Origin of the sequence: Mucilaginibacter corticis (assembly GCF_007558865.1) — a bacterium.
GTDB lineage: Bacteria > Bacteroidota > Bacteroidia > Sphingobacteriales > Sphingobacteriaceae > Mucilaginibacter > Mucilaginibacter corticis.
The window spans coordinates 53,633-67,502 of the sequence record NZ_VLPK01000008.1; the positions used below are offsets into that span (position 1 = coordinate 53,633).

General features: G+C 47.6%; 9 protein-coding genes. All 9 read left to right on the forward strand.

The window, feature by feature from the left end; genetic code table 11:
• Positions 1–26 precede the first annotated feature (26 nt).
• The 9 genes from FO440_RS24635 (at position 27) to FO440_RS23710 (ending at position 13,808) form a co-directional block, all read left to right on the forward strand.
• Positions 27–191 (forward strand): hypothetical protein, encoded by a 165-nt coding sequence (locus FO440_RS24635; RefSeq protein ID WP_222104046.1) that lies wholly within the window; start codon positions 27–29, stop codon positions 189–191.
• On the forward strand, positions 188–931 hold the full coding sequence (locus FO440_RS23675; protein ID WP_144250797.1) for a hypothetical protein: 744 nt from the start codon (positions 188–190) through the stop codon (positions 929–931). Before FO440_RS24635 ends, FO440_RS23675 begins: the two co-directional genes overlap by 4 nt.
• A gap of 133 nt (positions 932–1,064) precedes the next feature.
• Positions 1,065–2,315, forward strand: a complete 1,251-nt coding sequence (locus FO440_RS23680; protein WP_144250798.1) for a YdcF family protein — start codon at positions 1,065–1,067, stop codon at positions 2,313–2,315.
• 4 nt (positions 2,316–2,319) lie between these two features.
• Positions 2,320–3,195 (forward strand): hypothetical protein, encoded by an 876-nt coding sequence (locus FO440_RS23685; protein ID WP_144250799.1) that lies wholly within the window; start codon positions 2,320–2,322, stop codon positions 3,193–3,195.
• 337 nt (positions 3,196–3,532) lie between these two features.
• Entirely contained in the window at positions 3,533–6,910 is a 3,378-nt protein-coding gene (locus FO440_RS23690) for a SusC/RagA family TonB-linked outer membrane protein (protein ID WP_144250800.1), read from the forward strand.
• Positions 6,911–6,930: 20 nt separating this feature from the next.
• Complete coding sequence (locus tag FO440_RS23695; RefSeq protein ID WP_144250801.1) at positions 6,931–8,463, forward strand: RagB/SusD family nutrient uptake outer membrane protein; 1,533 nt, start codon at positions 6,931–6,933, stop codon at positions 8,461–8,463.
• A gap of 43 nt (positions 8,464–8,506) precedes the next feature.
• Positions 8,507–9,364 (forward strand): glycerophosphodiester phosphodiesterase family protein, encoded by an 858-nt coding sequence (locus FO440_RS23700; RefSeq protein WP_144250802.1) that lies wholly within the window; start codon positions 8,507–8,509, stop codon positions 9,362–9,364.
• Complete coding sequence (locus tag FO440_RS23705) at positions 9,361–9,786, forward strand: hypothetical protein (RefSeq protein WP_246104315.1); 426 nt, start codon at positions 9,361–9,363, stop codon at positions 9,784–9,786. Before FO440_RS23700 ends, FO440_RS23705 begins: the two co-directional genes overlap by 4 nt.
• A gap of 47 nt (positions 9,787–9,833) precedes the next feature.
• Positions 9,834–13,808 (forward strand): hybrid sensor histidine kinase/response regulator transcription factor, encoded by a 3,975-nt coding sequence (locus tag FO440_RS23710; protein ID WP_144250803.1) that lies wholly within the window; start codon positions 9,834–9,836, stop codon positions 13,806–13,808.
• Positions 13,809–13,870 lie beyond the last annotated feature (62 nt).

Sequence of the window (13,870 nt, forward strand, 5' to 3'; positions counted from 1 at the left end):
TAATTTTGTATCAGATGAAAGCATCAATGGGACAATTCGTAAAAGAGCTATTATCGGGAGACCAGTCTGCCCGTTTGCTTACTGCTGCCGTGATTTCCGGTTCCCGCCATTCTGATACGATTAAAGTAGCTAATGCTTTGCCGAACGGGCAGGTACTTACGCTTAAAAGGATCAGCCTGAAGGATAAATGAATTTAGCGCTTGGGGTGCTGGTTATATTTATTATAGCCATTCCCGGTATCGTTTTCCGCCTTACTTATCTTTCCAGTCCGTATTCCAAACGCACGATCAATACCACAGCGATCGACGAAATTTTCAACTCATTAATTCCTGCCTTTATATTTCACGCGATATTTATCCTGGTCATCGACGCTTTTGGTAAACCCGTTGACTTCCAGTTTATCTTTAATCTGCTGATCGGCAACGCCACCGCCAAAAACATCGATCAGCTAAATGGCTATCTCGGCGGTTTCATGGTGTATATCCTGGTTAATACCCTTGTCAATTTTCTCGCTGCCTCTGTCTTGAGGTATGCTGTACTCAAATACAAGTGGTACGATAACCTGCCATTCCTGGCCATCTACAACCGCTGGTACCAGATCCTTAAACCGGAGCCGGACGCAAATGGCCGCATCTCGGTTTGGGTAGACGTATTGGTCGAGACGAAAACCTGTGACGTGCTATACAGGGGCTTTTTGGCCGATTTTTGGCTGGACAAAGATGGCGGGCTCAGCCAGCTTCATTTTGAAAATGTCCGCAGGCGGGTCTTTGAAAATAAACAAATCACGGCAAGGACTGAAATTACAGAAGATGCCATCGAGGACGTGGACCAGCGCTATTACTATATCCCCGGCGAACTCTTCATTATCAAGTATGAGGATGTCCGCAACATGAACATCACGTATTACGAGGAAACCATCGCTTCGGAATAGCGCTCTTTACAGCGGGGATAATGCAATTTCCCGTAATGATACTAATCAGTGCCGCTTAAGGCTCCAAAGCTTTCGTTCAGCTTTATAACAATAGTTTAATCTGCAGTTTACATGGAATGCCCTCTTTTGCACCATGAAAAAGGGCTGGCTTACTGTGCTTATCTTACTGTTCAGTTTGCAACTTTCCGCACAAACCCGAAAAGTTACGCTTTTCGGTCAGCTTGCACCAAAGGCAAATTGGGTACAGGAAAAGAATTACTATTTACTGCATTTAATTCAGGAAGATAAAGTTGTTGAACAACAGCTGCAGGCCGATCCGTGCCTGGCCAGGCTCACACAGCAAAAGCTAAAAGACCTTCGCTCATCCCTGGAAGATTGTAAAGAGCCTGCCTGTTTTACGGACCGGCTAAAATTCAGGGACGATGAAATAAAAGAAGTAAGCACCGCCCTTGCACAACTTTGCTTGCCGGGGAGCGCCTTGGAGAGATTGGTTAAAACAAAATTGATCCCTTCTTATGCCTATAGTTTGTACAAAACAATTGTACCTGCAGAGATCCTGGTAAAAGCCTGGGAACAGGATGCTGCCGGGATCAATTATACCATTGCCGTTTACGCGGAGGGCAAAAAGCCCAATTACCCGCTGATCGATTCCATCAGTTTCAATACGAGGGCAAAAATGTACACCACGCTGCTCTATGATGCGAATGAAACCTTGATCAGCGAGCAAAAGAACACCCGCTTGTTTTTTGAAACGGCGATGCAGGCGGCTTTACTATACCTGCAACTCAATGAAAGGCAGGATCCCGCAAATTACGAACCGATGATCTCAACCGTTAACAAAGCTGCGGTCGGCCGGATAGGCCGGCTCAACTGGGCCCAATATCCTTATTCGGTGATCCTGGTACCGGGAGCCGGCCCAGAAGAGCCGGAAACACCGCTGAGCGCGGAAGGCATGCTGAGGTGCCGTTTAGCCGTACAGGCATACCGCGCGGGCAAGGCGCCTTTTATCATGCCTTCCGGTGGTAAAGTACATCCCTATAAAACCAAATATTGCGAAGCGGAGGAAATGAAAAAATACATGATCTCCATATTGCATATTCCGGAACAGGCCATTATCCTCGAACCGCATGCCCGTCATACCACGACGAATATGCGGAACGGCGTAAGGTTGATGTACCGCTATGGCTTTCCCGCTGCTAAACCCGGCCTGGTCATTACTGACCGCTCGCAGACCAACAGTATCCTGGTCATGGCTGCGCGATGTGAAAAGGAACTGAAATATGTGCCTTATAAATTGGGCAAACAACTTTCTGCTACCGAAGTTGAGTTTTTTATGGTTCCTGAAGCCATGCAGATCAATTCGTACGAACCCCTCGATCCTTAGAATTATGAAAAAAGTTATCCTTGCCCTTAGCAGCATTGTCATTATATTTTTCGCCTTTAAAGCGGCCACCATTGATACCAACCTGGTTCGTTCCATCACCATTGATTCTTTAGGCGCCTGCCAGGGAATTTCCTACCAGCACGGACGTATATTTTTATATGGCGACCGGGAGGTAGGCATGATCCGGGAATTTAAAATGGTGGGCGACAGCCTGACCTACCTGCATAAAGAATACCAATTGACGCAAAACGGAAAGGATGTGATCAGTCACCCAACCGGAATTGCTTATAATGGGGCAGGGCCAACCTTTATGGGAAATTCTGTTAAGATGAACGCGGAGGGCACCTTGTGGAAAACCAACATCTATTGTATTGACTGGAAGGCATTACTGGAAAAAGGAACGCTTGACGGCCCGCTGCTGAACACGATCGACGATGACGCCTGCATCCAGGGAACCCGCCCTGAATATGTTCAGTACCACCATAAATGGTACGTAGCGACGGCCGATTACGGCAACCATGGGAACGAAGTACGTTTATATGATCCGGAGAAATTAAGCAAGTGCAAAAAAACCTCCGAGCCGGGTGTGCTCTTTAAAAAATTCACCTGCACGCCCTGGGTGCAAAACCTGAACTGGATCGCTGATAAAGGGATATTGGTGCTCCTACAAAATAAACTGGAGGGCCGCCAGTGGCGCTTCACTTATCTGGACCTGGAGAGATCCGTCGACTCGGGTAAACAGGTTGTGATCAGCCAGGTCGACCATATCGGCCGGGCCGATGAACTGGAAGGCTTTGCATATACCGGTGATGACCGGCAAGGCATTGCCGTGACTTCCTCGCGTGCCAACAATGTTAATTTTATAAAAACTTCCTGGTAAATAAGTTACTTATCGCGCTATTGGTTAATTAAAACTTAATATTTAAGTAGCATACACTTTAACTTACCCCAATAGCTTTGTTGCAAATATTTCAATAATTCTACCGAATATTTTGGCTATTTTTCATAAGTAACGCTTTTTTTTATAAAAGTGTTAACAATTGTTAATTACTGCATAAATAAACGCCTATGTAACAAACCCCCTTTAAGCTATCGGTTCCGGCGATCCATGAAGAACCGGGGAATGCGCTAACATTCACCCGGTCCGGTAAATTGTCAAATAACTCATAAAGCGCTTGCAAGCTTTCATTCGTTCTCAACAATCAATATTTAAAAGTATGCATAAAAAGATTACGCATAAGCCTTTAACAGGATTTTATGTTAAACTTCACCTGATCGGCTTGCTCTTGCTCGCCCTTTGCCAGCCGCTCGCCGCGGCGATCTTACCAGTTAACGCACATCATGCCTTAAAATTATCCGGTACCGTGGTTGATGAAACCAACCAGCCGTTACCGGGCGTATCAGTAAGGGTAAAAAACACCGATAATGGTGTAGCTACCGGTGTCGATGGTAAATTCAGCATTAACGCTGACCCGGGTTCAACACTGGTCTTCTCCTTTATCGGTTATGAAACGCAGGAGATCGTATTAACGAATCAAACCGAACTGAGCGTTAAGCTGAAGCCGGTAACGAATATTTTAAATGAAGTGGTCGCTATCGGTTATCAAAAGGTCCGTAAAAGTGATTTTACGGGCGCGGTAGCCAGCGTAAAAGCGGATGAGCTGAACTTAACAGCGCCGACCGCCGGCCAGGCCCTGGTGGGTAAGGTCGCGGGGGTACAGGTTTCGCAGATCACGGGCGCACCATACCAAAGTACCAAGATAACCGTACGCGGTGTCGGTTCCTTCAATGCCAGTTCTGATCCCTTGTACGTGATCGACGGTTACCCGGCAGGAAACGACCTGTTTATCAATACCGAAGATATCGAATCGATCGATATCCTGAAAGACGCCGCCTCTGCCGCCATCTATGGTTCAAGAGCTGCAGGTGGTGTGGTGCTGATCACGACCAAGCATGGTTCAAAAATAAACAGCCCCGGCAAGTTTGAGTATGACTTCCAGGTTGGTATGAACCAGATTGCTAAAAAAGTTAATTTATTAAATTCGGACCAGTTCGCACAGCTGGTGATCGATGGGCGGAACGATACTTACCACGATCTCTGGGTAGCCGCCGGGCATACCTGGAACGACGCGATGTATTCGGACCCGAATGCTACCCGTATCGCCAATGTCGGCAATGCGGCATCCGTAAGTATCCCGCCGGGATTGTATAATTTTACGACCCAGTCGCTGATCCACCAGACGATCAACACCGACTGGCAGGATGAACTTTACCGTAACGCGTTTACACAAAGCCATAACCTTTCATTCAGTGGTAATTCCAACGGGACCAGCTATTACTTCAGTACCGGTTACCAGGACCAGCCCGGGATCATGCTGGGTACCGGCCAGCAAAAGATCAACCTGCGCGCCAATGTAGATGGTAATATCGGGAAGCGCCTGAAAGCGGGCGTTAATATTTCATTTACGCAAAACACCAACCAGGAAACACAGGATGGCCGCTGGGACCACAGCCCGGCATTCGGCGCGCTGATCTATATGCCTTTTTTCCCGGCTTATAATGCGGACGGCAGCATAGCTACCAACTTAGCGGCCGCGCAGTCCACGGCTTATGGTTACCAGTCGATCGAGAACCCGATCGCTACAGCGACCCTGATCAAGATCAGCCGCGTAGGGGACAGGGCCACTTACAATGCCCATGCCAGCTATACCATATTAGATGGTTTTACCTTTAATGCCAACCTGGGGATGCAAACCTATGGGGAAAATTATAACTATTACCTGCCGACCAGCATTAGTAACGGCGCTAACCCGCCTTATTCGTCACAATCCATAGCGGCTGCCAAAGCGGTTCGCCAGGTGATCGATTACCGCGACGAGTTAGGTGAGTTTACCCTGAACTACACCAAACAACTGGGGGACCACCACATCGACGGTTTGCTGGGTTATACCGCTCAAAAAACAGTGAATAACGTACTTACTGAACAAGGCATCGGGTTCCAGAATGACAATGTGCCGAACATCACCGGCGCGGCCCCGAACCTGATCACCCTGATCACACCCAGCAGTACCCAAATAGAAGGCGTTCAGCCTACGCAGGATCAAACGTATACCTTGTTATCTTACCTGGCCCGTGTTAACTATAATTACGCCGGCCGTTATTTCCTTTCCGGATCCTTCCGTACAGATGGTTCTTCGCGTTTCGGCGAAAATAACCGCTATGCCGCTTTCCCTTCGGTATCCGGCGGCTGGAACCTGTCCGATGAGTCCTTTTACCACAACTGGCTCGGCGCGGGATCTACCGTTAAATTTCGCGCGAGCTGGGGTTTAAGCGGTAATAATAACGTAGGTAATTATAACACCCAGCGTGTTTATAATTCGCCGACCAACGCCGTTTTCGGCACAGGCAGCCTGGCACCGGCGCTTACCGCCGGCAATATTAAAGACGGGAACCTGGGCTGGGAAACCACCTCGCAGTATAATTTTGGCACGGACCTGGGCCTGTTCAAAGGGCGCCTGTTCATTATTGCCAACTATTACCTGAGCCATTCTTATAATTTATTGTTCAATGAACCGATATCTGCGGTTGCCGGCAGTTCCACGATCCTGACGAACCTACCGGGTTCTAAGATCAGCAACAAAGGATTTGATTTGCAGGCGGATGGTAAACTGATCTCCAAACGTGATTTTGTTCTTGGCCTGAGCGGTAATATCTCCCTTAACCGGAACAAAGTATTGTCCCTTAGCGGTAACAATACCATCATCAACGCCGGCGCGGAGCGTTCTTATCTGACCAGCATCACCGAAACCGGTTATCCGATCGGGATGTTTTACGGCTATAAGGTAGCCGGGATCGTCAGCCAGGCGGACCTCGCTAATATCGCGGCGGATAACGCGGTCTACAACCCGGTTACCCAATCTTACCCGGCAGGTTATAAACTGAAAGGGCCGCCGCGTTCCTCTTTTTCGACTACCGCACTTTCACAAGGCGATCTGTATTTCAAAGATGTTAACGGTGACGGGATCATCAATTCAAAAGATGCCGGTATCATCGGTAACCCGTACCCAAAATTCACCTATGGTTTCGCGCTTAACGCAACTTATAAAAGCTTCTACTTCAGTACCGCATTCGCAGGCTCTTATGGTAACCAGGTACTCGACGGCCAGGATTACTACCTGTACAACATGGAAGGCTCGGGTAACCAGTATGAAAACGTGGTTGATCGTTACCGTTCGCCCTCAGATCCCGGTAACGGAACAGTTTACCGTGCTTCACGCGGCGGTACCCAAAGTAACAGTACCCGCCTATCCACCTTTTACCTGCAGGACGGCTCGTTCCTGAGAAATACCAACACGACGATCGGTTATACCCTGAAATCAAAATATATCGAGAAGAACCTTGGGTTGACCTCGCTTAAATTCTACGGCTCGGTAAACAATGCGTTCACGATCACTAAGTATAAGGGTTATAATCCTGAGGTGAACTATGACTATACCTACGGCGGATCACAGGGCGCGAACCTGTCACCGGGCATCGATTATGGTGTTTACCCGCTGGTACGTTCTTATAACCTGGGCATCAAAGCTAATTTTTAATGGTATTCAATTTTAAAAAGATGAAGAATAAATATTTAATATCGATGTGCCTGCTGGCTTTGTTGGCCCTGGGCTCATGTAAAAAAGATTTCCTGCAGCAGACCGACCCGGACGCGAACGCGATCAGCAAATCTTTTAAAACTGAAAATGACGTATTACTGGCCGTTAACGGCTGCTATTCCTTATTAAGAAGCGGTAACACCATCGGGGAGGGCAGCGACCTATGGACGGACCAGCGCTCGGATGATACCGGTACGAATGATAACCAGTCCAACGCCGGTGAACCTTTCCAGTTCAATAACTTTTCGCTGATCCCTACTAATAGTTATATGTACACCCACTGGCTGGCCATGTACACCGTGATCGCCAATTGCAATATCGTTTTGTCGAATGTCGATAAAGTAACTTTTGCTAAAGCGGCGACCAAACAAAACTATGTAGCGGAAGTCAAATTTATCCGCGCGCTGATCTACTTCCACCTGGTGCGTGAATGGGGCGATGTACCGCTGGTTACCAAACAACTGACCAGCACCGAAGATGTTGCGGCCAGCACCGGGCGTACCCCGCAGGCACAGGTTTATGCCCAGATCGTGGCAGACCTGAAAGATGCGGTAGCCAGCCCGCTCCCCGCGACCCAATCCGCCGGTGTGATCGGCAGGATCTCGCTGGCTGCTGTAAATACCTTACTGGGCCAGGTCTACCTGACCATGGCGACCACCGGTGACCAAAGCGCTAGGACAGCCAACCTGAATAACGCGTTAACTTACCTTACGGCGGCTTACAACGCGAAGACCTTTAATAACTTAAGCGACATTCCTTATACCGACGTATTTGATGTGACCAAAAAATCAACCTGCCCTGAACTGATCTGGCAGATCGTTAATATCCAGGGTGACCCCGTGTATAGCTCGAGCATCGCGGCCAACAGCCAGGCGATCGGGGAAACGACCGATTCGCAAAAACCATCAACCAGCGTGGGTGATAACGTGACGCATGACCTTGTGAATGATTATGAAACGGGGGATGCCCGCGGTACTTTTTCGATCAAGTACGCCGCAGCGGCAACGGTCAAGGACTGGTATGTCACCAAATTCAGGGATGTCAGCGCCGGTGCGGGTAAAAACGGCTATGGCGGGAACGACTGGATCCTGATGCGTTACGCGGATGTGATCCTGATGCTGGCCGAAGTAAACCAGTACCTGGGCAACAACACGGCGGCTATCCAATACCTGGACATGGTACGTACCCGTGCGGGTATGCCAACTTATGAGGTATCTTCACTTGACCCGGTTTACAATGCAAAATATCCGGGTTTAAAACTGGCCATATTGCATGAAAGGCGCGTGGAACTGGCTTTTGAGCACCACCGCTGGTTCGACCTGTTGAGGACCTTCTCCACAGATGAACTGGTCGCTTATTTTAAAGCTAAAAACCAGGCAGATTTTGGTTCGGCGCTCCTGAGCAATTTTTCGGCCAAGGACCGGTATTTCCCGATACCGTTCAATGAAACCAAACTGGATCCGGCCAAAGTTTATCAAAACCCCGGTTATTAATCACTATTTTACAGGGAGCCGTACTACGGCTCCCTTTTTTCTTATGAAAAAAATACAAGTATTCCTATTACTGGTTTTTGCCGGTTATGCGTCTTTTGCCCAAAACAAAATAATGGTCACCGCGCACAGGGGCGACTGGCGCAACGCGCCGGAAAACTCCTTATTGGGCTTCACCTACGCAGCTAAGATGGGCGTGGATATGGTCGAGCTGGACCTGAAAAAAACAAAAGACGGCGAGCTCGTGATCATGCATGACGCGACCATTAACCGCACAACGGATGGTAAAGGCGAACCGGCTGATTACACGCTGGCTGAACTCAAAACATTTCATTTAAAAAACGGACTCGGCCGGGTAAGCAATAACCCGATACCGACGCTGAAAGAAGTCATGCTTGCCCTTAAGGGAAAGCCGGTAAAAGTAAACCTGGATAAAAGTTACCCCTTTTATCGTGAAACTTATGCCCTGTTAAAACAGACCGGAACGCTTGAACAGGCCGTTTTTAAAGCAGAAGTGCCTTTTGACAGCCTTAAGCAAAAATACCCGGAACTTATCGGCAAGATCACCTATATGCCGGTAGTAAACCTGGATAAACCCGGAGCCAAAAAGACCATTACGGACTATCTCGCTCACATGAAGCTCTATGCAGTTGAGCTGACCTTCAGTAAAGATACATCGGACATCCTGGCCCATAATGAATTCATCCGGCAAACCGGCGCGAAGGTATGGATCAACTCCCTCTGGGCATCGCTCAACGGCGGCCATGACGATGATCTGGCAGTAGAAGAAAATAACAAAAAGGACAGCTGGGACTGGATCATTGCGCACCATGCGACCATTATTCAAACGGACCGCCCGCAATTGTTATTACGCTACTTAAAGCAAAAACACCTGCATCAATGAGCGTACAGCACTTAAACTCCGGCTATAAAAGCCTTGCTGGTCTTCTTTCGATTCATGCGCCTTCAACAAAACAGCCCATAGTTTGTTGTACAACCATAAAACAAGCTCCTATGGAATGGTCCCATTACCTCGCCGCGTTTTTCTCCGGCGCATTCTTATCCAACGCCGTGCCGCATTTTGTCAACGGCGTATCCGGCACCCGTTTCCCAACCCCCTTCGCCAAACCACCCGGCAGGGGCCTGTCCTCACCGGTAACTAATGTCCTCTGGGCCGCCTTCAACCTGCTCATAGGCGGAATCCTCTGGCAAGTCTCCCGCCTCAGCCTGGGAAACACGACCGCTTTAATTACGTTTCTCGCCGGCTTCCTGGCTATGGGCATTCTGTCCGCTCTAAACTTTCAAAAAAAGGAACGCCTGTCATGATCCTGCTTTAAATTGATAAAAGGCTATATTTGTTTAAAATAACCTTTTTGAAGCCTGTATATCTATTCTTCCTTTTTCTTTTTTGTGTTTTGGCCGGTGATGCACAGCCTTATTACTTCAGGCATTACCAGGTAGAGCAGGGGCTTTCCCATAATACGGTTTATTGCTGTTTGCAGGATAAACAGGGCTTTCTTTGGTTCGGCACAAAGGATGGACTGAACCGTTTTGACGGCTATAATTTTAAAGTCTACCGGCATAATATTAACGATAAAAACAGTATCAGTGATAATATGGTGCGTTGCCTGCGCCTGGATCATAATGGCCGGATGTGGGTGGGCACCAACCAGGGACTCGATCTATTTAACGCGACGAACGAAACCTTTATCCATGTAAATTCCTCAAGATCGCATATTGTGTGGACCATGCAATTTGACCAGCATGACAATTGCTGGTTTATAGCGGGCACTTCACTCTTCAGGTATAATCTGAAAACAGGCAAACTGACGAATTTTACACCCATGCAGCATTTTGAGGCTACCTTCATCGCCCAGAATGATGACGGGTATATCTGGGTGTCTGCGACCTCCGGGAATATGGAACGGCTGGATACATTACACAACACCTTTAAAAGTTATAACGTATTTAACCATTCCCCGTCGGTAGCTTCCAATTATATTGAAACGATCTACCAGGCCGGTCACAATAAGATCTTTGTGGGGACGACCAGCCAGGGCTTTAAAGAATTTGATTGCGCGACAGGTACATATAAAGACCTGCTCACTATAAACGCGGAGCATACCGGGATTTATGTGCGGGATTTCGTTCGGTATGCCGGGGATGAATACTGGCTCGCCACCGAATCGGGAATTTATATTTACCATGCCAAAAACGGTACCTTTTCGAACCTGAAAAAGCGTTATAATGATCCTTATTCTGTATCCGATAATGCCATTTACGCGCTGTATAAGGATGGACAAGGCGGTATCTGGGCCGGTACTTATTTCGGGGGTATCAATTACTATACCGGGCAATATGCCGCCTTTAATAAATATTACCCGGGATCCGGCAAAAGTTCACTGATGGGTAATGTCGTTCGTGAGATCTGCAAAGACGGCTACGGTAATTTATGGATAGGCACGGAAGATAACGGGCTCAATAAATTAAGCCCGGATAAACATACTTGGGTGCATTATTACCCGGGAATTAAAAACGGGATCACCAATATCAATATCCACGGCCTGGTCGCCAATGGTAACGAATTGCTGATCGGCACCTTTGAGCGCGGGCTGGATATTTTTAATATTAAAACCGGGAAAGTTGAACGGGTGTATGTGGCCGCTAAAGAAAAGAACGCTTTGAAAAGCAATTTTGTGATCACCTTTTGTAAAACCCGTTCCGGAACCATATATGTCGGCACAACCTGGGGACTATACCGTTATAACCCGCAAAGCAAGGATTTTACGCTGATAGATAAGCTGCCTTTTAATGATTACATCTATTCGCTGGCAGAAGACCACCGGGGAAAGATCTGGGTGGGAACGACCTTTGACGGGATCTATTGCTACGATCCGGTAAAAAATACAGCGGACAAACTGAATTACCGGTACAAGGTCAAGAATGCGCTGGGCACCTCCAGTATTAACGGGATTTTTGAAGATAGCGCGCATATGCTCTGGTTCTCGACTGAAGGGCTTGGTTTATGGCGCTACGATCCGGACCGTAAAACCTACCGGTTTTTTGACCTGGGTAACGGGTTTCCCAGCAATTATGTATTTAAAGTACTGGAGGACAACCACCGGCATTTATGGATAACAACAACCAAAGGCCTGGTTTCCCTGGATATGGGGACGCAAAATATAAAGGTCTACACGCAGGCTAACGGTTTGTTAAGCGACCAGTTCAATTACAATTCAGCCTATAAGGATACGGACGGTACAATGTACTTTGGTTGTCTGAAAGGAATGATCAGCTTTAATCCTGACCTGTTTTCAGAAACTCATTTTGTGTCCCCGGTATATATCACCGGTTTCCAGGTGCAAAACCGGGAGCTGGCAGTGAGTGGCAGCGACTCGCTGCTCCGTAAGTCAATCATCCACACCAAACAGATCGATCTGAATTATAAACAAACTTCTTTCAGCATCGATTTTGCGGCCTTAAATTATTCATCCCCGGAAATGTCGCAATATCAGTACATGATGTCCGGACTGGATAAGGGCTGGACCACCCTGAAAAGTAACCGCCGCGTTTATTTCACGCAGCTGCAGCCCGGACATTACCGGTTTATGGTTAAGGCATCAAACAGTAACGGGACCTGGTCGGGGCAGGAGGCCAGCCTCGCCATCATCATCGCCCCGCCTTTTTGGGAACGTCCCTGGGCCTACCTGTGCTATGCGCTTTTATTGATTTTGATACTGTACTATCTGTTTGACCAGTACCACCGGCGCAACCGGGCTGCAAATGAACGCTTAATTGAAATGCTGGAAATTGATAAAGAGAAACAGATCTACCATGCTAAAATAGAATTTTTTACTAATGTCGCCCACGAGATCCGGACCCCTTTGACGCTGATCAAGGGCCCGATGGAAAAAATGATCCGGAAAGTTGAAAGTGTACCCGAGATCCACCATAATCTGAAGATCATGGAACGGAACACGAACCGCCTGCTTGACCTGGCCAACCAGTTACTGGATTTCAGGAAAGCGGAGACCAATGGTTTAAGCCTGAATTTTGTCCGTACAGATATCGTTGCGTCGCTGAACGATATCGTATCCGGCTTTGAACCCATAGCAGAGCAAAAGAACCAGGATTTTACCTTTCTGCACAACGATCAGCATTTTTACGCCTATATCGATGTGGAAGCATTTAACAAAATTATCAGCAACCTGGTGATCAACGCGATCAAATATGGACGCTCCGTCATCGAGGTGGAATTATTAAAAAGAGAACCCGGCGACCCGACCTTTGCAGTGGAGATCAGGAATAACGGGGAGCTGGTGCCCGATGAAATGCGTGAGCGGCTTTTTGAACCGTTTTTCAGGATGAAGGAATCTGAAAAGCAGGTGGGTACCGGGATCGGCCTGTCCCTGTCCAGGTCACTGGCGGAATTGCACCGCGGGCAATTGGTATTGAAAAAACCGGTAAACCAATTGAATACTTTTAATGTTACCTTACCCGTGCACCAGGAAAAGGAATTTGACCTGGACGGTTCAAAAACGGAGTATGAAATTGCCGGTACGGTAAAAGATGATAAATTTGATTTTATGAAACCCCACCTCTTATTAGTAGATGACAATCCTGAAATTCTGGACTTTATAGCGGATGAGCTGAATGAGAAATACGCAGTGATCAAGGCTACCGGGGCCCAGGAAGCCCTGGACATGATCGAAATGGAACATATCCAGCTGGTCATCAGTGACGTGATGATGCCGGGCATGGATGGTTTTGAGTTTTGCAAACGGATGAAAACCAACTTCGATTACAGTCATATTCCCATCATCCTGCTGACGGCAAAAAACACCATACAAAGCAAAATAGAGGGTTTGGAAGTAGGAGCGGACGCTTATATAGAAAAGCCTTTTTCACCGGAACATTTACAGGTACAAATTGCAAACCTGCTGGTCAACAGGAGCCGGATCATGGATCATTTTGCCAGTTCGCCCCTGGCGCATATCAAGACCATGGCGTACTCCAAGCCGGATGAAAGTTTTTTGGATAAGTTAAACGCGATCATTAACCAGCATATGGAAAATGAAGCACTGGATGTGGAACAAATCGCCGGCTTAATGAATATGAGCAAGCCCACGCTCTACCGTAAAGTAAAAGCCATCTCCAACCTGACCATCAATGAACTGATCAATATTACCCGCTTAAAAGCTGCCGCCCGCCTGCTGGAGCGCGGTGACCTTAAAATCTTTGAGGTAGCCAATATGATCGGCTATAGTTCCCAATCCCAGCTGGGACGCAATTTTTTAAAGCAGTTTGGCCTAACCCCTTCGGAATACCAGCAAAGTAAGCGGGTGTGAATTAACCTTTACTAAAATTACAGCGCCAATTTTTTCTTTGAATGATACTTTTTGTAGAATTA

Bases quoted from the DNA above. Each gene is read 5' to 3' on its own strand.
- FO440_RS23700 (WP_144250802.1), top strand. From the start codon at position 8,507: ATGAAAAAAATACAAGTATTCCTATTACTGGTTTTTGCCGGTTATGCG.
- FO440_RS23705 (WP_246104315.1), top strand. From the start codon at position 9,361: ATGAGCGTACAGCACTTAAACTCCGGCTATAAAAGCCTTGCTGGTCTT.
- FO440_RS23685 (WP_144250799.1), top strand. From the start codon at position 2,320: ATGAAAAAAGTTATCCTTGCCCTTAGCAGCATTGTCATTATATTTTTC.
- FO440_RS23695 (WP_144250801.1), top strand. From the start codon at position 6,931: ATGAAGAATAAATATTTAATATCGATGTGCCTGCTGGCTTTGTTGGCC.
- FO440_RS23680 (WP_144250798.1), top strand. From the start codon at position 1,065: ATGAAAAAGGGCTGGCTTACTGTGCTTATCTTACTGTTCAGTTTGCAA.
- FO440_RS23675 (WP_144250797.1), top strand. From the start codon at position 188: ATGAATTTAGCGCTTGGGGTGCTGGTTATATTTATTATAGCCATTCCC.
- FO440_RS23690 (WP_144250800.1), top strand. From the start codon at position 3,533: ATGCATAAAAAGATTACGCATAAGCCTTTAACAGGATTTTATGTTAAA.
- FO440_RS24635 (WP_222104046.1), top strand. From the start codon at position 27: ATGGGACAATTCGTAAAAGAGCTATTATCGGGAGACCAGTCTGCCCGT.